Annotated in this window: 23 protein-coding genes; 13 read left to right on the top strand and 10 right to left on the bottom strand. The window is 70.5% G+C overall.

The window, feature by feature from the left end; translation table 11 throughout:
• The first annotated feature begins 31 nt into the window (after window positions 1-31).
• On the top strand, window positions 32-886 hold the full coding sequence (locus tag JOB34_RS10060; RefSeq protein ID WP_208052593.1) for an alpha/beta hydrolase-fold protein: 855 nt from the start codon (window positions 32-34) through the stop codon (window positions 884-886).
• Between the two features lie 24 nt (window positions 887-910).
• On the opposite strand, the gene JOB34_RS10055 is transcribed toward JOB34_RS10060, so the two are convergent.
• The gene (locus tag JOB34_RS10055; protein WP_208052592.1) at window positions 911-2,185 is read right to left on the bottom strand and encodes an MFS transporter; all 1,275 of its coding nucleotides are present in this window, start codon (window positions 2,183-2,185) and stop codon (window positions 911-913) included.
• A 92-nt stretch (window positions 2,186-2,277) separates the two neighbouring features.
• Between JOB34_RS10055 and JOB34_RS10050 the strand changes: the two genes are divergently transcribed.
• Complete coding sequence (locus JOB34_RS10050) at window positions 2,278-2,871, top strand: TetR/AcrR family transcriptional regulator (protein WP_208052591.1); 594 nt, start codon at window positions 2,278-2,280, stop codon at window positions 2,869-2,871.
• 4 nt (window positions 2,872-2,875) lie between these two features.
• Here the strand turns inward: JOB34_RS10050 and JOB34_RS10045 are convergent, their stop codons facing one another.
• On the bottom strand, window positions 2,876-3,334 hold the full coding sequence (locus tag JOB34_RS10045; RefSeq protein ID WP_208052590.1) for a MarR family transcriptional regulator: 459 nt from the start codon (window positions 3,332-3,334) through the stop codon (window positions 2,876-2,878).
• Window positions 3,335-3,388: 54 nt separating this feature from the next.
• Here JOB34_RS10045 and JOB34_RS10040 point away from each other — a divergent pair, with 54 nt between their 5' ends.
• The 4 genes from JOB34_RS10040 (at window position 3,389) to JOB34_RS10025 (ending at window position 6,018) form a co-directional block, all read left to right on the top strand.
• Complete coding sequence (locus JOB34_RS10040; protein ID WP_208052589.1) at window positions 3,389-4,108, top strand: hypothetical protein; 720 nt, start codon at window positions 3,389-3,391, stop codon at window positions 4,106-4,108.
• Window positions 4,105-4,815: an SDR family NAD(P)-dependent oxidoreductase gene (locus JOB34_RS10035; RefSeq protein WP_208052588.1), complete on the top strand. Its 711-nt coding sequence runs from the start codon at window positions 4,105-4,107 to the stop codon at window positions 4,813-4,815. Before JOB34_RS10040 ends, JOB34_RS10035 begins: the two co-directional genes overlap by 4 nt.
• A gap of 56 nt (window positions 4,816-4,871) precedes the next feature.
• A complete protein-coding gene (locus JOB34_RS10030; protein WP_208052587.1) occupies window positions 4,872-5,690 on the top strand; it encodes a PfkB family carbohydrate kinase in 819 nt (272 codons plus the stop codon).
• Window positions 5,691-5,754: 64 nt separating this feature from the next.
• Complete coding sequence (locus JOB34_RS10025; RefSeq protein ID WP_208052586.1) at window positions 5,755-6,018, top strand: ribonuclease E inhibitor RraB; 264 nt, start codon at window positions 5,755-5,757, stop codon at window positions 6,016-6,018.
• Window positions 6,019-6,036: 18 nt separating this feature from the next.
• Here JOB34_RS10025 and JOB34_RS10020 read toward each other — a convergent pair whose 3' ends face one another.
• The 5 genes from JOB34_RS10020 to JOB34_RS10000 all read right to left on the bottom strand — a co-directional run bounded on the left by JOB34_RS10020 (window position 6,037) and on the right by JOB34_RS10000 (window position 11,000).
• A complete protein-coding gene (locus tag JOB34_RS10020) occupies window positions 6,037-6,840 on the bottom strand; it encodes a trypsin-like serine protease (protein ID WP_208052585.1) in 804 nt (267 codons plus the stop codon).
• A 58-nt stretch (window positions 6,841-6,898) separates the two neighbouring features.
• Window positions 6,899-7,375: an SRPBCC family protein gene (locus tag JOB34_RS10015; RefSeq protein WP_208052584.1), complete on the bottom strand. Its 477-nt coding sequence runs from the start codon at window positions 7,373-7,375 to the stop codon at window positions 6,899-6,901.
• Between the two features lie 166 nt (window positions 7,376-7,541).
• Window positions 7,542-7,688, bottom strand: coding sequence for a hypothetical protein (locus tag JOB34_RS10010; RefSeq protein ID WP_208052583.1), 147 nt, complete (start codon window positions 7,686-7,688; stop codon window positions 7,542-7,544).
• A 193-nt stretch (window positions 7,689-7,881) separates the two neighbouring features.
• Window positions 7,882-8,988 carry an SGNH/GDSL hydrolase family protein gene (locus JOB34_RS10005; protein ID WP_208052582.1) on the bottom strand — a complete coding sequence of 369 codons (1,107 nt, stop codon included), beginning with the start codon at window positions 8,986-8,988 and terminating at the stop codon, window positions 7,882-7,884.
• A 41-nt stretch (window positions 8,989-9,029) separates the two neighbouring features.
• On the bottom strand, window positions 9,030-11,000 hold the full coding sequence (locus tag JOB34_RS10000) for a primary-amine oxidase (RefSeq protein ID WP_347813819.1): 1,971 nt from the start codon (window positions 10,998-11,000) through the stop codon (window positions 9,030-9,032).
• Window positions 11,001-11,232: 232 nt separating this feature from the next.
• On the opposite strand from JOB34_RS10000, the gene JOB34_RS09995 reads away from it, so the two are divergent.
• Window positions 11,233-12,339: a hypothetical protein gene (locus JOB34_RS09995; protein ID WP_208052580.1), complete on the top strand. Its 1,107-nt coding sequence runs from the start codon at window positions 11,233-11,235 to the stop codon at window positions 12,337-12,339.
• Between the two features lie 201 nt (window positions 12,340-12,540).
• Window positions 12,541-15,114 carry an ATP-dependent chaperone ClpB gene (gene clpB / locus JOB34_RS09990; RefSeq protein ID WP_208052579.1) on the top strand — a complete coding sequence of 858 codons (2,574 nt, stop codon included), beginning with the start codon at window positions 12,541-12,543 and terminating at the stop codon, window positions 15,112-15,114.
• A 79-nt stretch (window positions 15,115-15,193) separates the two neighbouring features.
• Here the strand turns inward: clpB and JOB34_RS09985 are convergent, their stop codons facing one another.
• Window positions 15,194-16,015 carry an alpha/beta hydrolase gene (locus JOB34_RS09985; RefSeq protein WP_208052578.1) on the bottom strand — a complete coding sequence of 274 codons (822 nt, stop codon included), beginning with the start codon at window positions 16,013-16,015 and terminating at the stop codon, window positions 15,194-15,196.
• 155 nt (window positions 16,016-16,170) lie between these two features.
• On the opposite strand from JOB34_RS09985, the gene JOB34_RS09980 reads away from it, so the two are divergent.
• Both JOB34_RS09980 and JOB34_RS09975 read left to right on the top strand, forming a co-directional pair.
• Complete coding sequence (locus JOB34_RS09980) at window positions 16,171-16,899, top strand: LppX_LprAFG lipoprotein (protein WP_208052577.1); 729 nt, start codon at window positions 16,171-16,173, stop codon at window positions 16,897-16,899.
• A gap of 52 nt (window positions 16,900-16,951) precedes the next feature.
• Window positions 16,952-18,610: an MFS transporter gene (locus JOB34_RS09975; RefSeq protein WP_347813818.1), complete on the top strand. Its 1,659-nt coding sequence runs from the start codon at window positions 16,952-16,954 to the stop codon at window positions 18,608-18,610.
• Here JOB34_RS09975 and JOB34_RS09970 read toward each other — a convergent pair.
• Window positions 18,565-20,076: an NAD(P)/FAD-dependent oxidoreductase gene (locus JOB34_RS09970; protein WP_243757910.1), complete on the bottom strand. Its 1,512-nt coding sequence runs from the start codon at window positions 20,074-20,076 to the stop codon at window positions 18,565-18,567. The two genes, JOB34_RS09975 and JOB34_RS09970, sit on opposite strands and share 46 nt — an antisense overlap.
• 107 nt (window positions 20,077-20,183) lie before the next feature.
• Here JOB34_RS09970 and JOB34_RS09965 point away from each other — a divergent pair, with 107 nt between their 5' ends.
• From JOB34_RS09965 to JOB34_RS09955, 3 genes are all read left to right on the top strand, one after another.
• Complete coding sequence (locus JOB34_RS09965) at window positions 20,184-21,365, top strand: alpha/beta hydrolase-fold protein (RefSeq protein WP_208052575.1); 1,182 nt, start codon at window positions 20,184-20,186, stop codon at window positions 21,363-21,365.
• Window positions 21,366-21,451: 86 nt separating this feature from the next.
• Window positions 21,452-21,952 (top strand): hypothetical protein, encoded by a 501-nt coding sequence (locus tag JOB34_RS09960; protein ID WP_208052574.1) that lies wholly within the window; start codon window positions 21,452-21,454, stop codon window positions 21,950-21,952.
• 87 nt (window positions 21,953-22,039) lie between these two features.
• A complete protein-coding gene (locus JOB34_RS09955; protein WP_208052573.1) occupies window positions 22,040-23,059 on the top strand; it encodes a DUF2891 family protein in 1,020 nt (339 codons plus the stop codon).
• A gap of 18 nt (window positions 23,060-23,077) precedes the next feature.
• Here JOB34_RS09955 and JOB34_RS09950 read toward each other — a convergent pair whose 3' ends face one another.
• A complete protein-coding gene (locus tag JOB34_RS09950) occupies window positions 23,078-23,656 on the bottom strand; it encodes a superinfection immunity protein (RefSeq protein WP_208052572.1) in 579 nt (192 codons plus the stop codon).
• Window positions 23,657-23,716: the final 60 nt, after the last annotated feature.

Here is a 23,716-nt window from a genome sequence, read left to right as displayed (position 1 = left end):
CCACCGGATTCTCGTGACGCACAATGCGGACATGCCGACGCCTGCACACGTCTCGTCCCACCCCACCCGACGTGGTCTGCTGGGCGGCGCAGCCGTCGCGGCGCTCGCCGGGTGCTCGTCGCGAGCGACCGTGTCGGCGCCCACCGCGCGGGTGCTGAGCAGCAGTGGCACCAGCCGGACGACGTTCGCCCTGCAGGGCCGCTTCGCCTCGACGTACCTGAAGTCGACACCGACCTACCAGATCGTGCTGCCCTCGAAGTTGACCTCGATCGGTGCGGCCGGCGTGGTCATCGGTCTGCACGGGCGCGGCGGCGACCACACCTCGATCGTCGGCCTGCACGCGCAGGCCGCCGTCGACACCGCGTACGCCACGGCCCGCCGGCCGCTGGCTCTGGTCACGGTCGACTGCGGTGCCGACGGCTACTTCCACCGACGCACGGACGGCACCGACGCCGGCGCGATGGTCATGCAGGAGTTGCTGCCGCATCTCGCGCAGCGCGGGATGTCGACAGGCAGGGTCGGGCTCTACGGGCTGTCGATGGGCGGGTACGGCGCAATGCTGCTCGCCACCCGCTACCCGTCCATGGTGCGTGCCGTCGCGTCGGCGTCACCGGCGTTGTGGCTGTCCGCGGGTCAGACCCCGGCCGGGGCGTTCGACGACGCCGCGGACTTCGACCGCAACACGATCTTCGGTCGCATTCCCGCCCTGGAGCGGGTGCCGCTGCGCGTCGACTGTGGTGACTCCGACCCGTTCGCGTCCGCCACGCACACCCTGAGAAGCCGCCTGAAGCCCCCTCCTGCGGGCGGATTCGCGCCAGGAAGCCATAACGGGTCGTTCTGGGCGGCCCACCTGCCCGCGGCGCTCACCTTCCTGGCACAGCACTGATCCGCAGGCGGTCGACGAGTCCCGTCAGTCGGTCGACGGCGCGACGTCGCAGGAGCAGGCGGCGACCGGGACCGGCCCGGCGTCGACTGCGGCGGTGCGCTCGGCGCCCACTCCCGCGAGGTGGGTCCGCCGCGCAAGCCCCGCCGCCAGCAGCACGAGTGCCAGCACGACGGCGGCATAGACGAGCACCGTCGGACGCAGTCCGAAGGACTGGCTCGCGAAGCCCGCCACGACGGCCGGGATGCTGAACGCCACATAGCTCACGATGTACGTCGACGAGAAGACCTGGCTGCGATGCTCCGGCTCCGTGCGGACGGCGAAGCCAGACAGGATCAGCAGGAACGAGCTGCCGAAGCCGAGCCCGCCGATCGCCGCGCCGACCACGTAGAGCGGCAGCGACTCGACCAGTACGGCGGCGATGGTCAACGCGAGTCCACCGCCGAGCGTGAGGAACCCGAGCACCTCGCGTCGGTGCTGCGGCAGCTTGGAGACCAGCGCGGCGCCCACCGCGCCGGCGGCGAAGTTGGTGGCGACGACGAGGCCGGCGACGAAGTGGTTCTGGACGCCAAGGATGCGCGCCACGACCGATGAGCCGAGCGACAGGTAGAGACCCCCGAGCGCCCAGGTGGCGCAGAGCATCGGCACCGCGGCGAGGAAGGTCGCGCGGAGCGCGGCGGGCACGCCGACGCTCGGGCGCAGGGTGCGCCAGACGGGCTGCCGCCCGGCATCCGCCGCGCGTGGCGCATCCGGGATGCGCACGAGCAGCAGCGCCAGGGCGAGGTAGGCGATCAGCAGCACCCAGTAGACGAGGAGCCGGGGCGCGGGGGCCCACTGCACGAGCGCACCGGCGAACGCCGACCCGAGGGCGATGCCGGCCACCGGCGCCGACGACGTCACGACCGAGCCCGTGCGGGGAGTGGCCTGTCGGTCGACGATGAGTGCGCTGATCGCTCCCATCGTCGCGCCGGTCGCGAGCCCTTGGACGATGCGGGCGGCCATCAGCCCGCCGGTGCCGTGGGCGTCGATGAAGAGCGCCATGCTGACGGCCAGCAGCAGGAGACCGCTGACGGCCACCGGGCGCCTCCCGATGTGGTCCGACAACGAGCCCACGGTGAGGAGGGCGAGCAGCAGCGCGAAGACGTAGACCGCGAAGATGAGGGTCAGCGTCGACGGGGAGAAGTGCCAGAGCTGCTGGTAGAGCGGGTAGATGGGTGACGGAGCTCCGGAACCGGCGAAGATCGCGGTGGCGGCCGCGCCTGCCACGACGAACGCCGCGGGACGGTGCAGGGGTGTGAACACGGTGACCTCGAGTGTTAACGCAACGGGATTGGCTTTAGCCAACCGTAGCAGGCTCAGAGGCTTAACGGAAAGATCTTTGCAATAATGCCCGTATGACGTCCACTGCACCACTTCGTCGCACCGGTGGCCGCAGTGCCCGCGTGCTCGATGCCATCTACACCGCCGTCGGCCAGCTGGTGGGCGAGGGCAAGCCCGACCGGCTGACCATCCCGGTGGTCGCCGAGCGAGCCGGGGTCAACCCCACGAGCATCTACCGTCGGTGGGGGGACATCGACGAGCTGTTGGAGGAGGTCGCCGTCGCGGCCCTCACCAAGGACGGCGACCGCGCACCGGACACCGGCTCGCTGGCGGGGGACCTGCAGGCCTGGGCTCGCATCGTCCTGGAGGACATCGGCACCCCGAAGCGCACCCGCTATCTGAGGGCCATGGTGGCCGCCCGGGACGGACTCGCGCCGGACTGCCCGTGCCTGGCTCAACGCCGCGTGATGGCAACGGAACTCATCGAGCGCACTGCAGCTCGCGGCGAACGCGCGCCGAGCGTGGAGCAGATCATCGACCACCTGGTGATGCCGCTCTACGGCCGGGTGCTGATGGGCCACCCGACCGATCAGAGCGACGCGGATCGCCTCGCGGCCGACGTACTCGCCCTCGCCGAGCGCGAGGTCGCGCGGACCACGGGTCGGTGAGTCCTCAGGCGCGGTCGCGGTAGCCGGGATGCACGTCCGGGTCCAGACGGTGCCCCTCGGAGAGTTTGGCGAGCAGCGCGACCAGTTGCTCCCTCTCCTCCTGCGTGAGCGGCGCGAGGACGGCTGCGTCGTGCTCCTGGGCGAGTCCGCGTAACTGCAGCAGCGCGTGCTGGCCCTGCTCGGTGAGCGTCAGTTCCTGGGTGCGCCGGTCGGTGCTGCTCCGGGTGCGCGTCACCAGGCTGCGACGTTCCATCGAGTCGATGAGCACCACCACTCGGCTCGGAACCGCGCCGAGCCGGTCCGCCAGGCCGCGTTGGCTGATGCCCGGCTCGCGCCCGAGGAGCCGCAGTACTCCTGCATCGCTCGGCGTGAGCCCGAGGGAACGGGTGCGCTCGGCGAACCGGGCGGCAGCGAAGTGCCCCAGTTGAGACAGTCGGAAGGCGGTTCGCGAAGGGCCGGGCACGTCAGAAGTATATCGACGTTGACAGAATCATTCTGCAAATGAATGATTCTGATCATGACTGAAAATATCGCACGCCGGGCGGCGCCCTCGATCGGCCGTCGTCCGGGCGGTCCGCATCCGGGGATCGTGGCCCTCGTCGCGCTGCTTCTCACGCTGCTGGGACTGGTCGTCGGTGCGGCAATGTCCAAGGGCCATGCGCTGGAGTCGCCGTTCACCTCATCGCAGCATCTCGCCCACAGGATCGGGCAGTACCGGTCCGCGACCCGGGTGATGGCGTGGATCCAGGTCGGTTCGGCCGTACCGCTCGGCATCCTGAGCGCGACGCTCTACGTGCGTCAGCAGAAGCTCGGCGTCCGGGTGCCCGGGCCGGTCATCGGCGTCTTCGGGGGCTTTCTCGCCTCGACCATGCTGATGCTCTCCGGCCTGATCGGGTGGGTCTCGAGCCGACATGAACTCGCCACGGACCCCACCCTGCTGCACGCCCTCAGCTTCGTGTCCTTCATCACCGGCAGCGTGGGTTTCGTCCTCGGCATGGGACTGCTCGTCGCGGCTCTCGCCGTGCCCGGGCATCTGCTGCGACTGCTCCCCAGGTGGTTGACCTGGGTCGGCCTGGTGCTCGCCGCGTGCTGCGAGCTCAGCTTCGTGGCGATGGTGGCGCAGCCGTTGCAGTTCCTCTTCCCGATCGGCCGCTTCGGCGGACTGCTCTGGCTCGTGGCGGCAGGATTCCTGCTCCCCGCGTCGCGGCGGTCGCGCCAGGACGAGGTGCCCGCATGAGTGCCGTCGTCGTCGGCGCCAACGGCCTGATCGGCAACGCCGTCACTCTGTCCCTGGCCCGGAGCCATGCCGTCTGGGTGCTGGGTCGTGACGCCGCAGCCTTGGAACGACTGGCCTCCTCGACATCGGCCCGGATCACCGCCGTGCCCCTGGACGCGACCGACGACGCGGCGTTGGAAGCCGCCATCGCGCAGGCGGCCGAGGCGGAGGGCGGCTTGCGGGTGGCGGTGAACAACGTGGGCCTGAGCCACCGACCGACTCCCTTGACCGAGCTCGACCTCGAGCAGTTCGACCGCGTGATCGCCACGACGCTGCGTGCGGTGGCAGCGGCGATGAAGTTCGAACTGGGCCACATGAGTGCAGGGGCCGCGATCGTGAACGTCGCCTCCAGTGCCGGTCTGTCGGGGACGCCGGGGATGTCGGCCTACGCCGCGGCGAAGCACGGCGTCGTCGGACTCACCCGCACCGCGGCCATCGACTACGGCGAGCAGGGCATCCGCGTCAACGCGGTGGCACCCGGTCCCATCGAATCCGGGCCGATCATGGCGCTGGGCCCCGAGGTCCGCGAACGGGTCGGGGGGTACATCCCGTTGCGACGGATGGGTTCCGCCCAGGAGGTCGCGAACGCGGTGACCTGGCTGGCCTCCCCGCAGGCCGGGTACGTCACGGGCACCACGCTCTCGGTCGACGGGGGAAAGACGGCCTAGTCGCGCAGACCCCGGCGAAGTGTCGGGGGTGCCCGTGCCGTGGTGGAATCGATCGCATGGCAGACGTCGTCGTCCTGGGCTCGCTCAACATCGACGTGGTCGTGCGGGCGCGGCGGCTGCCGACACCGGGCCAGACGGTGACGGGCACGTCCGTCGAACGCCGACCGGGCGGGAAGGGCGCCAACCAGGCAGCCGCCGCCGCGCGGGCAGGCGTGGTCACCCGACTGATCGGCTGCGTGGGCGACGGCGACGAGGGGCCGGCCTATCGGGCGGCCCTCGCCGAGCGCGACGTCGACGTCGATGGGGTGCGCGTCCCGCCGGACGTCGACACCGGGCACGCTCTCGTCACGGTCGACGACGCCGGCGAGAACACCATCGTGGTGGTGCCGGGAGCCAACGAGCAGGTCGGCGACGCCGAGGTTCAGGCCCTGCGCCTGCAGCCCGCCGATGTGCTCCTGCTCCAGTTGGAGGTGCCGGTCAAAGCGGTGCGCGATGCGGTGCGCCAGGCGCGGGCGGTCGGGTGCACCGTCCTGCTGAACCCCTCGCCGTGGCGGCGCCTCGAGGACGAGCTGCTGGACGCCTGCGACACGGTGATCGTCAACGCGGTCGAGGCCGAGGAGCTGCGCGAGGCGGGGTTCGACATGGCGCGCGCTGTCGTGACCGCAGGATCCGGCGACGTGCGCTGGGGTGACGTGGTGGTGCCGGCAGAGCGGGTGGAGGATCCCGTCGACACCACCGGCGCTGGTGATGCCTTCGCCGGAGCTCTTGCCGCCGCTCTTGCGGGGGGAGCCGATCGGCGTGCGGCGCTCGTCGCCGGCGTGCGGGCCGGGGCGGTGGCGGTGCTGCACGAGGGCGCGCAGGACTGGCATTTCTGATGCCGTGCCCATGGTGCCCGGGTGTCGACCGCGCGGCGACCGGTCTGTTTGGCATGGTGGGGTCGTGATCGAGTACCTGCTGATCTTCCCCGAACGCGAGGACGCCGAGGACGTGGCCGAGGAGCTGCGCGCCGAGGAGGCTTTCACCCAGGTGCGGGTCACTCGCGAAGCGCTCGCGGGAGAGGACGATTCGGAGTCCCACGAGTGGGCCGTCTACGTCGGACTCGACACGATCGACGACCGCGCCTCAGCCCCAGCACGTGCTCTGGTCGAACGCTTCACGGCGCTCGCCGAGGAGCATGACGGGTGGTTGGACGAACGCGTCTGAGCGTCCGGCGGTAGTGCCTCAGCTGCAGTCGGAGGCCGGGCCGGCGTCCGGGGCGGTGTCACCGTCGTCGCCCGAGCGCTCCGCACGTGCGAGCAGCGCGGCCGTGTTCGCGGCGAAGACCGGGCTGTACGACGTGGCGTCGGTGCAGCCGCCTTCATCCGGGCCGCCGATGACCCCGGTGACCCGGGTGACCCCGTCGGCCCCGGTAGCCAACCATGGACTGCCGCTCGAGCCGGACACGTAGCCGCCGCAGCGGAACGTCGGGTCGGTGACGGTCATGTCCAGGCCGACCGTGCACGACACGGCGTGATCGTCGCGGCCGGCATTGAACCCCTGGACGGTGATGCTGGTCGAGGGCGCGGGCGTGTCGCCCAGTGTGTTCGCGCCCGTCACGTCCTGCAGCCGGCGCATGGTGCCCCCCACCACCGTGCGAGCCACCCGCAGGAAGGCGACGTCGTCGGCCTCGCTCGTATCCGATCGCCAGGCGCTGTCCACGAAGACTGCCGTGACCGGCCAGACGCCGTACGGCGCGTCGCCGGCGTCGTAACCGGGCACGACCTTCATCCCCTTGCCGTTCCCCGACACGCAGTGGGCTGCGGTGATCAGGAGGTCACCGGTGGTGCTCGACACGACGCTGGCCGTGCAGGTGTGGTCCTGGCTGACGTCGCCGCCGGCGAAGAGCGCCGCGACGGTCGGCAAGGCCCGCACGCTGATGGAGTGCGGCTGATCGGACTGGTCCGATGGAGCGAAGAGCTCACCGGGCGGGAGACCGAGAGCGACCGCCGCGATGGCGGCGGCGATCGCGAGTTGCGTCGACGGCACCAGAACAAGCTAGTGCCCGCGCCTGGGAGGCGCGGGCACCGTTGCTGTGAAGGAGCTTTCAGACGTGCTTCGCGTCCGAAACGGCTGACGCGAGGTTGCCGAGCGACGCCTCCAGGTCCTTCTCGGGGACCAGGGGGAAGGTGATCTTGGACAGAAGGTCCTTGTCGGTCACCTTGCTCCAGTCGTAGGTGAGGGTGACGTTCGTCGAATCCGGGCCTTGCGGCTCGAGCTCGTACATCCACTCCCACCCGGGCGGTTCGGTGCCGGCCGGAGCGGTCTTCCAGGCGATCAGCTTGTCGGGCACATAGCCGGTCACGTGGTTGTCGGTCTGGTACTCCCCACCCATGTGATCACCCTCCATGTCGACGGTGAAGACGTCGCCGACCTTGGTGATGCGCTGGGGGTTGTCGACGCCGCGCACGAAACCGGAGCCGTCCAGCTCCTTGTGGCGGCGTGGATCGGTGAGCACCTCGAAGATCACCTGCGCGGGCTCGTCGATCTGTCGTTGGACCACGATTCTCTTGTCATCACTCATGACTCCACCCTTACTCGCGGACGTGCCGAACGCAATGCATGTCCATGGCGGACCGTCATGCGCGCGGCGAGCACTGCTGTGGCGTGGCGGTCGAGGGCGTGCAATCGCGCGAGCGCCCTCTCCACCGTCACACTGTCCGCCGACCGCAGCGCCGACATCAATCGGTTCACTTGGGGGGGTCGACGCCTGCTGCACGTGCGCGCCGCAGGTTGACCGGCGTCGTGAGGCCCATCGCCAGCACCTTGTCGGCCTGCACTCGGAGCGTCGGTCCGGACGGCGCGGCAGCCGCCGTGCGCAGTGCCGAGTACGCCACGCCGGTGAGTGCCGGGCTGAACAGCGTCGCGTAGCCGACGTTCCCGGCCTTGTTCGGGTGGTAGGAGTCGACCCACGGTAACCGGCGACTGTGAGTCAGGACACAGAGTCGTCGACTGTGCCCACACCGGTTGTCAGCGGATATCTGGCGCCGACCCCGTAAACCCGCTGACAACCGAGCGGGGGAGGCTCAGTCAGCCGGATGCCCGGTCGGCGTGCGCCTGATCCAACGCGCGAAGGCCCGCGAGTCCTCGCGCCACGGTGGCGGTGTCGCCGGAGCGCAGATCCTGCACGTACTGCTTGAGCAAGGAGGTGGAGACACCCGCGGCCTGTGCCTGGCGCAGGTTCTGCGGTTGGTCCAGCTGCATGGACAGCACCGCAGCGGCCGCGGCTCGCGGATCCGACGGCGCCGCGGTGACCGAGACCCGGGGCGCGGACGCTGTGGAGGTCGGGTCGAGCACGGGACCCACGAGACCGGCGTACGCCTGCTGCCCGGCGCGGTTCGGATGGAAGGAGTCACCGATCGGCAGGCTCAGCCCGTTGATCCACGGCGCGGACGCGCAGGGAGCGTGGCCGGCGAAGCGGGACCGAGGATCGACGAAACCGAACCCGTACGACGCGGCGGTCGTGCGCAGCAGGGCGTCCAGTTCGTCGGTGCCCGCGTCGAGACCGGAGCGGTCCTGGGAGCTGAAGAAGGTGAGCGCGTTGCAGTCCTGATCGCCCAGCACGTGCGGGTATCCGACCACGGTCACCTTCGCGTGCGGGGCGCGGCCGCGGACCTGGGCGAAGAGGGCCCGCAGGCGCCCCGGCAGAAGGGTGCGCAGCGTGCTGCGGCCCGCGCTGATCGCTCCCCTGCAGTCGCTCAGCCACGACGGGCTCGCGCAGGTGAAGAGCACGAACGCGAAGCCGACATCGTTGCCGCCGATGGTGATCGACACCCGCGACGTGCCGGCACCGAGGGTGGACAGCTGCTCCTCGCCCATCGACGCGGTGGTCGCGCCGCTGCACGCCTGATAGCTGAGCTGCAGGTCGTAGCGCTCAGCCAGGAGGGGTGCCCAACCATGCGCGGAGCGGTAGCAGACCCCGGTCGACCCGCCGGAGCCCACGCCCGCGGCATACGAATCACCCAAGGCGACATAGGAGTTGGTGCCGGTAGCGGTGCCGGTGCCGGGCGGGACCGAAGGCGTGGCGGTGCGCGTGGACGTCGTCGGTGCGGACGGCGTCGTCGACGTGCCGGCGGAGGACGACGGCGCGGACGATCCGCCCGAGCAGGCGGCGAGCAGCGCGCCGGCGAGCGCCACCGCGGCGATCCGGGTGCGGGCGCCCGGTCGCGGGTGCGATCTCAGTGGCAGGCCTTCCCGGGTGTGGGCGCGACATCGAGCGCCGGGTTCTGGTCGAAGAAACCCGCCGGCTTCAGCCAGAACGAGACGGTGTCGGCCGGCATCACCGGCCACTCCTCCATCCGGGGCACGTGGTGGATGCCGAAGGTGTACCAGAGCACCACGTCGGTGTCCTCGATCGACCGGTCTGCGCTCGTCCATGCGGGCAGCCCTTCGTCGACCGTGCTCTGGTTGACGAATTCGCCGCAGGGCCAACGCTCCTCGGCGTCGTACGGCGTCACCCAAACGGCGTGCTCGAGGACGCGTGCCCGCGCCAGAACGGGGGAGTCGGGATCGAACATCGGCGGCACCGCGGCACCCGGCACGAGCTTGTACGCGACCGGCCCGCCCACCTTGTTGGTGCGGCCCGGGTTGGTGACCTTCCAGGACCGCTGGGTGGACCACTCGTAGTCCTGGCGGCCCTCGGACTCGGTGCGCAACGGCACATCGGCCTGGGTGAGCGCGAGCCCGTAGGGATTGCCGGAATCCGTCGGCAGCCGTTGCGTTTCGGACATCACGACGGTGTTGCCCGCGGTGTCCGGGTCGCCGTCCGCGTCGATCGCCAGATCGAGGCGGGCCACGATGAAGTGCTGGTGGATCGGCGCGTAGGTCTGGTGGTCCACGACGGTGCCGTACGGCGGCGGGGTGTCACCGTCGTACGGCGTGGTCACCATGATCCCGGTGGCGCGCACCTCGCACTCCATGTTGCCGTCCTCGTAGAAGCGCCAGTAGACGAGGTACTCGTAGTTGGCGACGGTGACGTGGAACGACACGACCAGCCGGCGCATCCGGCGCACCTGCGCGCCGGCCCGCTCGTCGACGTGCTTCCACAGCACCGCGGCGTCCTCCTCGTGCAGGCAGATCGCGTGCGGGATCTCGCGCGGCTCGCCGGCGGTGTCGTGCAGGGTGGCGTCGACGTAGACGATCTCGCCCAGGCAGTCGCAGCCGAGCTCCAGCGACCGGGTCATGAAGCCCAGACCCCACTCGCCGATGTCGTACGCCGTGCGGCGCACGTGGTTGGGCGTGGGGTCGCGGTAGGGCACCACCATCTCGGCGAACGACAGCCGGTCGGCGATGGAGCGCACCCGTGGCCGCCCGCCCTCGTCGACGCCGTCCTCGTAGCCGACCCGGTGCAGCACCAGGCCCTCGCGGTAGTTGAAGCCGAGTCGCAGTCGCCAACGCTGCCAACGTAGTTCGTTACCCCGCAGCTGGAAGCTCACCCCGTCGGGCTGGGTGATCTCCAGCAGCGTGCGGTCGGTGCGGGCGTCGTATCCGGCGATGTGCTCGGGCGCGTACTCACCGTCGACGGGCGCGAACCCGTTCGGCAGCGACGCGGGTGCACCGGTGTCCTCGATCTCCAGCAACTCCATCGTGTTCATGTCCACGATGAGCTTCAGGCCGCTGACCGGGTGCGCGTACGGATTGGACGTGGGCGCGTCTCGCACCCACACGTCGCACCAGCCGACCCGGCGGCCGCGGTACTGCTCGGGCACCAGGAAGCCGCCGTAGGTCCACAGGTCGATCAGCACCAGCGACATGTCGGTCACGCCACGACTCGCGAGCGCCGCTGCCACAGAGGGGTGTTCGCGCATCGCGTGGTCGCAGTCGTGCCACTCGTCGGTAGTGGCGTTGGGCTGGTGACCGGGCACGGCCTCCCACGAGAGCACCCGGTCCTCGGTGATCGAGACGACCCCCTTGTACGCCGTCCCGTCGGCCCGATCCCAGAGGACGACGCGCGCCTCACGCGCGACGTCCTGTCCCGGTTCGAATTCGCGGACGAGGCCCTTCGACGGCTCGCGCAGCTCGATCGACGCAACACGCCACCCCGGCCCGAATCCCCTGTCACGACGAAGGATCGCCGTGGTGGCCCGGAACTCCTCTGCCGACAAGGGGTCGAGCGGATGGGCCGTGCTCGTGGTAGCGGCGTCGGTCACGGTGCTCCTGGCGGATGGTGGGAGGTGTGCTGAGCCCAGCATCGCACCGCACGCGTACTCCCGTACGGGGGCGGCCTCGGGGCACGCACCGTTACCAGCGAGGGCCTAAGACCTTGGACCGGTCATGGTTAGGACTCAGTCCTGTAGTCCTACGGCGCGGGCGGATAGTGCACTGGGGGAGTCCGCACATCCCAGGTGTCGGGGCAGGGCCCGGCGCAGACGGAGGAATCCGATGACCACCACACGCATCTCCCGACGAACCGGCGTCGCGCTCGGTGTCGCCGCAGCACTCGTCGCGCTCCCCGCGGCCCAGCAGTCCGCATCGGCTGTCGGCCTCGGGCACGCCCCCGCTGCGTCACCGGGCGCGACGCTGCCGGCCACGGGGAACGCGATCGGCTGGACCGCTGCCGTGCAGCACCAGACCGGTCGCGACGACGACCACGCCCGGCTGGTGATGGTCTCTCCTGCCGGCGGGATCGTCCAGGTGGGCGACGTCTCGAACGACGCGCGCATCGAGGACGTCACCCTCGGAGGCCGTTACGTGATCACGGCCCGGGAGGTCTTCGGCAGCACCTCGCAGGGCGACCAGACGCGGGTGACGGCGTGGGACGCGCACACCCGGAAGCCGTACTACTTCCGGCTCTCGGGCACCGGCTACACGCTGGCTTTCGCAGGCAACGGCATCCTGGTGGCACCGGCCTCGGGCAAGGGGGTTACCGTCCGCACCTTCGCAGGAACGGTCCGGACCCGGTACGCCGACCTCCCGGTCGCGACCGGTGGCCCGGATGGCATCGCGGTGTCGCCCGACGGTCGCACCCTCCTCGAGGGCGCGAAGCAGCTCTATCTGCGGGACGCCGCCACGGGGAAGGTGCTCAAGTCGGTCAACCCACCGCCCGCGGCCGCGAACGGCAACTGCTCCGTCGCGCGATCCTGGACGCCCGAATCGTTCGAGGTGCAGTGCAGTGGTAACGGACTGGGCGACGGACGCACGTACCGCGTCGGATCCGACGGGACCACCACCACGCTGGTCGGAACGGGGGAAGCCAGTGGCGGTGCATGGCCGACGTCGGCGGGCGTCGTGGCGGGAACCGACGGGGAGATCAGGCAAGGACCGTTCGTCCTGCACGCCTCCACAGGGAACCGCACGCTGCCACTGGACTACTACGCGGACCTCACGGGGAGTCGCGGGACAGTCCTGACCGTGGCGTCGGACATCGCGAACGGCGGCACGATCTCCACCTACGACGTGAACTCCGGTGCGCGCAAGACGCTCGCCGGCTCCGCGACGACAGGCGGGGGACTGTACTTCGGCGGGGTCACGATCGACGGCGATCGCTGAGCACCCCGTCCCTGCTCGCGCCCGCCCACCCGTCTCGGGTGGGCGGGCGTTCCTCGCTCGAGCGATCTCGGGTTGAGCGGAATCGACTCAACTTCTCCTGCGTTGCATCTGGCAGATGACCGAAGACGATTCCGTAACCGGTGGCCGAGTGGCACGCTCGGAGCGGAGCGTCGTACACAGCTGTCCGACCAGGGAGATCATGTGGACCTTCAACTGACCACCAAGGCGCAGGAGGCGGTCTCGACCGCCGTCCAGGGCGCCTCGAGCGCCGGCAACCCGCAGGTGGAGCCGGCGCACCTGCTGCTCGCACTCGCCGAGCAGACCGAGACGACGACCGCACCGCTGCTGGAAGCGGTCGGGACGACGACCACGGCGGTGGCTGCCGCCGCGCGTACGGCGATCGCCGCGTTGCCGGCCGCGACCGGGAGTTCGGTCGCGCAGCCGAGCATGTCGCGCGCGTTCGTCAACGTGCTGGAGCAGGCCCGCGCCGCGATGACCGCGATGGGCGACACCTTCACCTCCACCGACCATCTGCTGCTGGCGCTCGCCCGCACGGGTGAGTTCGGCCTGGACGCCGACGCGATCCAGGCCGCCGTACCCGCGACCCGCGGCGGCGCGAAGGTGACGTCGGCGCAGCCGGAGGGCACCTTCGACGCGCTGGAGAAGTACGGCACCGACCTGACCGCCGTCGCGCGCGAGGGCAAGCTCGACCCGGTCATCGGGCGCGACTCGGAGATCCGGCGGGTGGTGCAGGTGCTGTCGCGCCGCACCAAGAACAACCCGGTCCTGATCGGCGAACCCGGGGTCGGCAAGACCGCTGTGGTCGAGGGTCTGGCGCAACGGATCGTGGCCGGCGACGTGCCGGAGTCGTTGCGCGACAAGCGACTGGTGAGCCTCGACCTCGGCGCGATGGTGGCGGGGGCGAAGTTCCGCGGCGAGTTCGAGGAGCGGCTCAAGGCCGTGCTGGAGGAGATCAAGAACGCCGGCGGCCAGGTCGTCACGTTCATCGACGAGTTGCACACCGTCGTCGGGGCGGGCGCGACCGGCGAGGGCGCGATGGACGCCAGCAACATGCTGAAGCCGATGCTGGCGCGCGGCGAACTGCGGCTGGTCGGCGCGACCACGCTCGATGAGTTTCGTGAGCACATCGAGAAGGACCCCGCACTGGAGCGGCGCTTCCAGCAGGTCTATGTCGGCGAGCCCAGCGTCGAGGACACCATCGCGATCCTGCGCGGGCTGAAGGAGCGCTACGAGGCGCACCACAAGGTGGCGATCGCGGACGCGGCGCTCGTCGCGGCGGCGTCCCTGTCGGACCGCTACATCACTGCGCGGCAACTGCCGGACAAGGCGATCGACCTCATCGACGAGGCGGCGTCCCGACTGCGGATGGAGATCGACTCCTCCCCGGTCGAGATCGACGAGCTGCGGCGCGCGGTGGACCGGCTGCGGATGGAGGAGCTGCACCTGCAGAACGAGAGCGACGCGGCGTCCAAGGACCGGCTCGAGCGGCTGCGTGCCGACCTGGCCGACCGCCAGGAGCAGCTCGCGGCGCTCAACGCCCGGTGGGAGTCGGAGAAGGCCGGCTTGAACAGGGTCGGCGACCTCAAGGCGCAGATCGACGAATTGCGCACCCAGGCGGACCGGTTGGAGCGGGACGGCGACCTCGGTGAGGCGTCCAAGATCCGCTTCGGCGACCTGCCGGCCATGGAGGCCCAGCTCGACCAGGCCCAGGCCGCCGAGGCCACGTCGTCCACGGCGGGGGTCGCGGGCGAGGGCCCGATGGTCAAGGACGAGGTCGGCGCCGACGACATCGCCGAGGTCATCTCCGCGTGGACCGGCATCCCGGCCGGGCGGCTGCTCGAGGGGGAGACCGAGAAGCTGCTGCGGATGGAGGAGTTCCTCGGCGAGCGGCTGATCGGTCAGACCGCGGCCGTCCAGTCGGTATCGGACGCCGTACGCCGCTCGCGTGCCGGTGTCGCCGACCCCGACCGGCCGACCGGGTCGTTCCTCTTCCTCGGACCCACCGGTGTCGGCAAGACCGAGCTGGCCAAGTCGCTCGCGGACTTCCTCTTCGACGACGAGCGAGCGATGGTGCGCATCGATATGTCGGAGTACTCCGAGCGGCACGCGGTCGCGCGGTTGATCGGCTCACCGCCCGGGTACGTCGGCTACGAGGAGGGCGGTCAGCTCACCGAGGCGGTGCGGCGGCGGCCCTACTGCGTGGTGCTTCTGGACGAGGTCGAGAAGGCGCACCCGGAGACGTTCGACATCCTGCTGCAGGTGCTGGACGACGGTCGGCTGACCGACGGGCAGGGTCGCACTGTCGACTTCCGCAACGTCATCCTGATCATGACCAGCAACCTCGGCTCGCAGTTCCTGATCGATCCGATGCTGTCGCAGGAGGCTAAGCGCGAATCGGTGATGACCGCCGTCCGCACCTCGTTCAAGCCGGAGTTCCTCAACCGGCTGGACGAGGTCGTCATCTTCGACCCGCTGTCGAAGGCGGAGTTGGCGCGCATCGTGGACCTGCAGGTCGCGGCCCTGGGCCGGCGCCTGTCGGATCGGCGCATCTCGCTGGAGGTGACCGACGCGGCTCGTCAGTGGCTGGCCGACGAGGGCTACGACCCGGCGTACGGCGCGCGGCCGCTGCGGCGGCTGGTGCAGAAGGAGATCGGCGACCGGCTGGCGAAGGCGATCCTCGCCGGAGGCGTGCTCGACGGCGCGACCGTCACGGTCGACAAGCCGCAGGGCGAGCCGAGCCTCACTCTCGCCTGACCGCCCTAGGAGTCGGTTGTCCGCACTTCCGTGTACCCGTCGACACGAAAATGCGGACAACCGGCGAGCGCGCAGCGGGTCAGGCGGTGCCGACCAGGAGTCCGGCCAGCAGATCGGGCACCTCGTACGGCGTCATGTGACCGATGCCGTCGAGCACCTCCAGGCGGGCACCCGGGATCTCGCTCGCCAGGGCGGTGCCGAGCCGTTTGGAGGTGAGCCGGTCGCGGGTGCCGACCACCACGGTCACCGGCACCTTCGCCAGCGTCGCGGCGGCAGCGGTCTCGTCGTGCTGCATCAAGGCCCCGTGGAAGGCGCCGAACGCGCGCATCGACGTACGGGCGGTGAGCGCGCGCGAGCTCTCCAGCAGCGCGGGGTCGGGGTCCTTGCCGTAGAGCGTGCGCTGACCCTTCAGGGTCACCAGCCTGCCCATCCGCCCGGGAGTGCAGGCGAGCAGCTGCATGGCGACGGCCTCGCCGCGCACCCCGGCGCCGGTGAGACCGCTGAGGGCGGTCGAGGTCAGCAGCACCCGCTGCACCCGCCCGTCGAACGCGCCGGGGTGCGCTCCTGCGTACGCCATCACGCTCATCCCGCCCATCGAGTGACCCCCGAGGATGAGCGGTGACCCGGCCGGCACGCACTGGTCGATGACGGCGTCGAGGTCGGATCCGAGACGTCGCACGGACTCGTCCTTCGGGCGTTTACTGCCCCGTCCGAACGTCGAGTGCCCGTGTCCCCGCTGGTCGTACGTCACCACTCTCAGGTCGCCCGGCAGCCGCTCGGCCACCAGGTCCCACGACTGGTGCGCGAGGGTCCACCCGTGCGAGAGGACCACCGTGGTCGCCTCGGGGTCGACGGGTTCGCGGACGTACGCCGCGAGGCGGGCCCCGTCGGCGGTGGTCACGGTGCGATGGGCAAATGTCGTTGTCGGCACGAGGGGCAGCCAACCACGGCCGCGCCACCGGCGCCGGTCGCAGGCCCCCGACGCGGAACCCGCGCAGCCGGTCCGGACGTCGGAGCAGGAGTCCCTTTCCCTACTCGCGCGTATAGGTTGACCGCATGCAACGACGCACCGCCCTGTCCGCGGCCGGCTCCACCCTGCTGGTCGGTGCCCTCACGCTCACCGGATGCAGCAGCACCGCAGGCAAGGCGGCGGCCAAGACCACCGCGGGGGAGACGGCGGTGCAGCGGCTGCAGGCGGTGAAGAAGGTGGTGGATGCCGCGACCGGCTTCCACATCGAGCTCTCCTCGGCGAACGTCCCCTCGACGGCCAGCGGCCTGTTGTCCGGCAGCGGCGACGGCTCGCACGCCCCCGCCTTCAAGGGAGCCCTCAGGGTCCAGATCGCGGGCGCCAGTGCCAGCGTCCCCGTCGTTGCGATCGGCAACGTCGTCTACGCCAAGCTGCCGTTCGCGAACGCCTACTCCACGATCAACCCCTCGACGTACGGCGCGCCCGACCCCAACGTGCTCTTCTCCTCCGGCCCGGGCGGCCTGTCGGCGCTGCTCCCCATCACCCAGGGCGCCGCGTACGGATCTCAGAAGCGCGACGGCAGTGAGACCGTGCAGACCATCACCGGCACGCTGCCCTCGAGTGCCGTGCACAAGACCCTGGGCTTCGGCAAGGACTCCACCGGCCTCGACTACAACGTGGAGTATGAGATCACCAGCACGAACCAACTGCGCCAGGTCCGCGTGACCGGCCCGTTCTACACGGCCGGCGGGACGACGTCCTACCTCACGCGCTTCACCAAGTACGGCGAGAAAGTCGATGTCAGCAAGCCCTCGTAGGTCGACAGCCGAGAGGAGCCCGAAGGCGCTCCTCGGGGTCGCCTCGATCGCCGTGGCGCTCGCAGCCGCCGACACCTACGTCGTCGTCCTCGCACTCACCGACATGATGACCGGCGTCGGGGTCGGCATCGACTCCCTGCAGAAGGCGACCCCGATCATCTCCGGCTTCCTGCTGGGCTACGTCGCCGTGCTCCCGCTGATCGGCCGGCTCGCCGACCTGTTGGACCGCCAGCGGATCCTGCTCGGCTGCCTGGCCATCTTCGTGGTGGGCTCGGCGATCACCGCCATGGCACCGGAGCTTTCCGTGCTGGTCGTCGGCCGTGTGTTGCAGGGTCTCGGCGGTGGCGGGCTCGTCCCCGCCACCCTCGCCCTGGTCGCCCAGCTGTGGCCGCCCGGCAAACGTGGCACACCGCTCGGCGTGGTCGGCGCCGTCCAGGAGATCGGCAGCGTGGTGGGCCCGCTGCTCGGCGCCCTCATCCTGACGATCTGGGACTGGCGCGCGATCTTCTGGGTCAACGCCGTGGCCGGGGTGCTGCTCGCGGTCGCCGTCCGGGTCATCGGGGGACCGGTGCGTCCGACGCCCGGCACCCGCCCGCGTTGGTGGCGGCCCGTCGCGGCGGTCACCGCGGTCGCCGGCGTGGCCGGCGCCGTCCTGCTCACGCTCGCCCTGACCGCGCCCTCGGCGCTCACCTCCTCGATCCGCTGGGGCGGACCGTTCGTGCCGTACGGCGCGCACACCTCGCGGATGATCACGCCGATCGGGGTGTGGGCGATGATCGCGCTCGCCATCGCGCTCGTGCTGACCGTCCCGCTCCTGTGGCGCACCTTCGCCCGGGTCGACCTGCCGGGCGCGGCGCTGATCGGCGTCGCGCTGGGCGCCCTCATCCTCACCTTCGCCACGTCCGACCCCTCCAAGCAGGTGATCGGCCCGCTCGGTCTGTGGCTGCTGCCCGTCGCGGCCGTCGCCGCCGGGCTCTTCGTCTGGCGGCAACGGTCCGTCTCCGACCCGCTCGTCGCATCCGGCGTCGTACGCCGGCGGGTCACCCCTGCGCTCGCGTGCTCGCTCTTCGCCGGCACCGCGCTGGTGTCGATCGTGGTCGACGTCCCACTGCTCGCGCAGCTCACCGTCGCGCACAGCACCGAACGCGACGGCGCCCTCATCCTGTTGCGCTTCCTCGTCGCCGTGCCGGTCGGCGCACTCGTGGGCGGTCTGCTGCTGCGCCAATTCGGGCCCGGGTTGATCGCTCCGGTGGGCCTCGCGGTCGCTGCGGTCGGTCTGCTCGTGATGTCCACCTGGGGCAACGGGTCACTGGAGAGCCTGCCCGCGTGGTTCGTCCTGATCGCGGTGGGATTCGGCATCGGGTTGTCGATCGCGCCCATCAACGACGCGGCGCTGCACGATGCCGCCCCCGATCAGCAGGGCGTCGTCTCGGCGCTGGTCGTGGTGAGCCGGATGATCGGGATGGTGGTGGGTCTCGGTCTGCTGACGGCGCTCGGCCTGCACCAGTTCTACGACCGGGTCGCGCAGATCCCGAATGCCACCGACACGCAGATCGCCGCCGCGGCCGTCGTGCAGGTGCAGACCATCTTCCTGGGCGCCGCCATCGCCGGTTTCGCTGCGGCGCTCATCGCGATCGCGTTGGGGATCCGCCGGATCCCCGTGCATCACCTGATCGAGGAGACCGACGCCCGGGAACCGGTGAACTCGTAGTCGACCATCTCGGTGCGCCGGGTCGCGCGCTCGTACTCCGGCACGCTGCCGGGCCAGAGCACCCGGTTGCGGCCGAACTGGTCCAGGTACCAGCTGTCACACCCGCCCGCGATCCACACCGTGCGCTGAGTACGCCGATCGAGCGCGGCCATGTGCGCCTGTGCCACCGCCTCGCGCACCTGCACCGCACCGGCCCGCCGCCGGTCGCGTTCGTCCAGCAGCCGCAGCGTCAGCGTGATCTGCGACTCGATCATCATCAACACCGAGGTGTGCCCGAGCGCGGTGTTGGGGCCGAGCAGGAAGAACAGGTTGGGGAAGTGCGGCACCGTCACCCCGTAGTACGACGTGATGCCGGCGTCCCAGTCCTCGCCGAGGTCGTGGCCGCGGGCACCGGTGAAATGCAGGTGCCGGTAGGAGCCCGCGACGTCGAAGCCGGTGGCCAGCACGAGGACGTCGAGGTCGTGACGGGCGCCGTCGGCAGTGACCAGCCCGCGGGCGTCCGCACCGGTGATGTGCTCGGTCTCGACGTGCACGTCCTCGCGCGCGAGGGCCGGGTAGTAGGCGTTGGAGAAGGTGATCCGCTTGCAGCCCATCGTGTAGTCGGGGATCAGTTTGCGGCGCAGCTCGGGGTCCTTCACCGCCCTGCGGATGTTGGCCGCGGCGCCGGCCGAAGCGGCCTTCAGGAGCGCGGGCGCCCGGGTGAACGCGATCGCCCGCAGCTCGTTCGCGGTCCTGATCTTGGCGCGGTGCAGCTTCATCAACCACGGCCGCTTGTCGTAGGCGTCCTGCAGCGCGTCGGGGTACTCCGGGTCGACCTTGGGCAGCACCCACGCCGGGGTGCGCTGGAAGACGGTCAGGTGGTCGGCATCCTCCGCGAGCAGCGGGATCGCCTGCACCGCACTGGCGCCCGTGCCGATGATGCCCACCTTGCGGCCGAACATGCTGGCGCCCGGATCCCAGGACGCCGTGTGCATCACCTCGCCGGCGAACGTCTCCAGCCCGGGGATGTCGGGTAGCGACGGCTCGTGCAGCGCACCGACGCCCAGGACGACCGCGCCCGCGACCAGGTGCGTCTCCACGCCGTCGGAGCCGAGGACGGTCAGATGCCACACCCGCAGGCTCTCGTCGTAGACGCCACGGGTCACCTGGGCATCGAACTGCACGTCCTTGCGCACGTCGTACTTCTCCACGACATAGAGCAGGTAGTCCTGGATCTCATCGGCGGTGGCGTAGGCGCGTGACCAGTACGGGTTCGGCTCGAAGGAGAAGGAGTAGAGGTGGCTCGGCACATCGCACGCGCACCCGGGGTAGAGGTTGTCCCGCCAGGTGCCGCCGATGTCGTGCGCCTTCTCCAGGACGGTGAACGAACGGCCCGACCGCTGCAGGGCGATCGCCATCCCGATGCCGGAGAAACCGCTGCCGATGATGACGACGTCGTGATCGACCGGGGTCTGCATGGGGTCCATGACCGGTCAGGCTACCCACGCGTACGACGGGTGCGGGGACCTCGGGAGTCAGGTGGTTCTCGCCGATTGCTCGTCGAATCATCAGACGGGGTATCTATGATCCGCCTGTGTCATTGGTCGGGGGACCCCTGCTGGTCGTCGTCGGAATCGTCCTGGTCGTCGTAACGGTCGGGGCTGTCATGGGAGGTCCCCGGTGGGGGCCTCGGTGGGTCGGCGTCGTACAGCGCACGGTCCTGGTCCTCAGCGCGCAGGTGGTCGCGCTGGTCATGGTCGGTCTCGCCGTCAACGACTGGGGTTCGTTCTACGGGTCCTGGTCCGATCTGTTCGGCGGGTCCACCGGTGTCGTCACCACCGCTGCCGGTGGCCACTCCGCCTGGGATGAATCCCACGCGGGCGGGGGCGCACCCGCGCTGCAACCCACCCACTGGTCTGATGCGAAGCAGTACGCACAGAAGGGTGAGCTCGGATCCGTCGAGCTGGCCGGGCGGCGCTCCGGTCAGCGCGCCCGCGCCCTGGTCTATCTCCCGCCGCAGTACTTCGACCCGGCAGACGCCGGTGCACGCTTCCCCGTCGTCGAGGTCTTCCCTGGATACCCCGGGGAGGTGCAGCAGCTGGTCACGCGATTGGGTTTCCCGAGCGCCCTGCTCGACGGAATCCGGGCCCACCGTCTGCGACCGATGATCCTGGTCATGTTGAACCCGTCCCTGGTGCTGCCCCGCGACACCGAGTGCACGAACGTCGCCGGCGGCCCGCAGGTCGTCACATTCCTCACGCAGGACGTGCCCGCCGACCTCCATGCCAATCTGCGTGTCACGTCCGGCGGCTGGGGGGTCATGGGACAGTCGACCGGCGGATACTGCGCGGCGAAGCTGGCGATGATGGCACCGCACCAGTTCGTCACCGCCGTCTCGCTCTCGGGGTACTACAACGCACGTCACGACTCCACCACGGGAGATCTGTGGGGCGGGAGCATCGAGCGGCGTGACCTCAACGACCTGGACTGGCGACTGGCCCACCTGCCCGCCCCGGCGATCTCGCTGCTGGTCACGATCGGCTCCCTCGAACCCGGCATCGAAGGCCTGCCGGGAGCGCAGCAGTTCATCGGCCTGGTCCGGCCCCCGATGACGGCCCGACTGGTCGTGGTGAAGAACGGCGCGCACAACTTCCACGACTACCAATCCGTGCGCGGTACCGCCCTTGCATGGTTGTCGGATCACCTGGGTGCAGCGGGATCGCAGCAGCCGGCGTTCCAGGCACAGGGACGCCAGGGTGATCCGCGACCGGGCTGAGAGTTCCAGCACCCATTTCCCGTCGGGCTCCCAGCAAGCAGCGTCACGATGGGGCCCGCCCGCCGACCACACTTGATGGGACTTACATGACGACGACCGCGAACGCTTCCTTGGGGGCTCGTCTGCGACGGGCCTGGGGCGACCACCTCGACGACGGGGAGCAGTCCGCCACGCTGGCGTGGGCGTCGTTCGCCGGGACGTTCGTCGGCGTCCGTGCCCTCACCCATTGGCTGCGTGACGGCCACGGACCCAGCGGCGGCGGCATCAGTGTGGGCGGCCGGCACTTCCACCACTACAACATCGGGATCGCGCTGCTGACCGGCATCGGTGCGGTCGCGATCCGGGGCGAGGAGCGGCATCGGCGTCACCCCAGCACGGCTCTGGCGTACGGCGTCGGCACGGCGCTGATCGCCGACGAAGCGGCGCTGCTGATCGACCTGCAGGACGTCTACTGGGCCAAGCAGGGACGCCTCAGCGTCGACGTCGCGGTGAGTGCCATCGCGCTCGGCGGCCTGGCCATCGCCGGGTCCGGCCTGTGGCCGACCGCGGTGCGGGAGATCCGTAGGACGCCGTCCGCGGCACGGTGAGCTGGTCATGGTCGCTGCCGGAGCCGCACGTGCCGTGACTCATCGGCAGGTACGTTCGGGGGTCCCGTCCCGAGGAGTGCGATCCGCGTGACCGACGACCGAAGCACCGACTGGCGCGAGCGGTGTGCTGCGCCGTGGGCCGACACGATCGCGAGCGTCCTCACCACGACCTACCCGTACGGCGCCGCGCACCAGTCGTTGGGGCCGGACGACGTCGATGTCACGCCGGACCGTCTGCACCCGGCGTTCCACGGCTGCCTCGATTGGCACTCGTCGGTGCACATGCAGTGGTCGGCGGTGCGGCTGCTCACCCTTGCACCGGAGCAGCTCGGCACCGAGCGTTGTGCGCGGCTGCGGGCCGTCCTCGATGCGCGGCTCACCTCTGAACACTTGGCTCGCGAGGCGGCGTACCTGCGCGAGCGCACGAGCTTCGAGCGGCCCTACGGCTGGGGCTGGGCCGCCGCGCTCGCGGCCGAGCAGTCCGAGGAGCCCGGCGCGCACGGTTGGGCGCTCGCGACCCGTCCGCTCTTCGACGTGGTCGCCGATCTGGTGCTGGCGTGGCTGCCTCGACTCGCCTATCCGGTGCGGCACGGCACGCACGCCAACACGGCGTTCGCGCTTGCTCTGGTGCACGAGGCGGCATCCGCGTTGGGGCGTCCCGGCGTGGCCGACGCCATCGCGGCACACGCTCGCGAATGGTTCGGCGCGGACCGCGGCTACCCGGTGGCGTGGGAGCCGGGTGGCAGCGACTTTCTGTCGCCCGCCCTCTGCGAAGCCGACCTGATGGGACGGGTGCTGCCGGCGCCGGAGTACGAGGCGTGGCTGGCGGCGTTCCTGCCCGGGCTCGGCGCACCGGAAGACCCGCTGCTGGAGCTGCCCGAGGTGCGGGACCGCTCCGACGGGCATGCGGTGCACCTCTTCGGCCTGGCCCTGTCGCGTGCCTGGCAGCTTCGCCGTCTGCAGGGCCTGCTTCCGCCGGACCGGTCCGGTCGCGTGGCCCGGGCGAGCGCACGGCAGGTCGCGCACGTCGAACGCGAGATCGTGGCGGGCGATTTCATGTCGACCCACTGGCTGGTGTCGTTCGCCCTGCTCGCGGCGACCGCCTGACCGGGCCGTCCATGGCGCTCAGTGCCGGTACGGCCCCGGCGCGTAGTTGTTCTGCTGGACCACGATCGTCTTGTGGTGCTCGGCGCCGCACGCCATCACCAGCGCCACGATCCAGCCGATGAACGACCATCCGAGCAGGAAGTTGATCAGGCCGATCGCCAACTGGTTGGACTTGCCGCGCGTCGCCGCGATCGCCCACGGCAGCATGTAGAAGAACGTGATCACCGTGACGACCCAGGCGACCACGATGAGGGCGGTATTCGGCGCCGGACGGGCCACCATCGTCGTCGAGCCGTACGCGTACTGCGGCGCGTACCCCTGGACGGGTCCGTAACCCGGGGCCGGATGTTGCGCATAGCCCCGCGACGGATACCCGTGGCCCTGCTGCGGGTGTGCCTGACCCTGCTGCGGATACCCCTGCTGCGGATACCCCTGCTGCGGATACCCCTGGACGGGCTGGGACGCCGGGGATTCGAAGACCACGGCACCCGAGTGCCCACCCTGCGGATCGGTGGGCGGCTGCTGCGGTTCGCGCAGCGGGATCGGGTTGGTGTGCGTCGTCTGCGGGATGCCCCGTGTGCGGTCGTCGTCGGTCATTTGCGTCCCCCTGGAGGCGATCGATGTGGCCAGCTTAGGCGCCGGCGGACGCGTCGGTCC

It is taken from the genome of Allobranchiibius sp. GilTou38, assembly GCF_017565325.1.
Lineage (GTDB): Bacteria > Actinomycetota > Actinomycetes > Actinomycetales > Dermatophilaceae > Allobranchiibius > Allobranchiibius huperziae.
This window is presented reverse-complemented; position numbering and strand designations above follow the sequence as displayed.

What these genes read in the sequence shown, in the direction of transcription:
- JOB34_RS09995 (WP_208052580.1), top strand. Translation starts at nt 11,233, where the DNA reads ATGACCACCACACGCATCTCCCGACGAACCGGCGTCGCGCTCGGTGTC.
- JOB34_RS10030 (WP_208052587.1), top strand. Translation starts at nt 4,872, where the DNA reads ATGGCAGACGTCGTCGTCCTGGGCTCGCTCAACATCGACGTGGTCGTG.
- JOB34_RS10050 (WP_208052591.1), top strand. Translation starts at nt 2,278, where the DNA reads ATGACGTCCACTGCACCACTTCGTCGCACCGGTGGCCGCAGTGCCCGC.
- JOB34_RS10060 (WP_208052593.1), top strand. Translation starts at nt 32, where the DNA reads ATGCCGACGCCTGCACACGTCTCGTCCCACCCCACCCGACGTGGTCTG.
- JOB34_RS10015 (WP_208052584.1), bottom strand. Translation starts at nt 7,375, where the DNA reads ATGAGTGATGACAAGAGAATCGTGGTCCAACGACAGATCGACGAGCCC.
- JOB34_RS09950 (WP_208052572.1), bottom strand. Translation starts at nt 23,656, where the DNA reads ATGACCGACGACGACCGCACACGGGGCATCCCGCAGACGACGCACACC.
- JOB34_RS10035 (WP_208052588.1), top strand. Translation starts at nt 4,105, where the DNA reads ATGAGTGCCGTCGTCGTCGGCGCCAACGGCCTGATCGGCAACGCCGTC.
- JOB34_RS09960 (WP_208052574.1), top strand. Translation starts at nt 21,452, where the DNA reads ATGACGACGACCGCGAACGCTTCCTTGGGGGCTCGTCTGCGACGGGCC.
- JOB34_RS09970 (WP_243757910.1), bottom strand. Translation starts at nt 20,076, where the DNA reads ATGGACCCCATGCAGACCCCGGTCGATCACGACGTCGTCATCATCGGC.
- JOB34_RS10040 (WP_208052589.1), top strand. Translation starts at nt 3,389, where the DNA reads ATGACTGAAAATATCGCACGCCGGGCGGCGCCCTCGATCGGCCGTCGT.
- JOB34_RS09980 (WP_208052577.1), top strand. Translation starts at nt 16,171, where the DNA reads ATGCAACGACGCACCGCCCTGTCCGCGGCCGGCTCCACCCTGCTGGTC.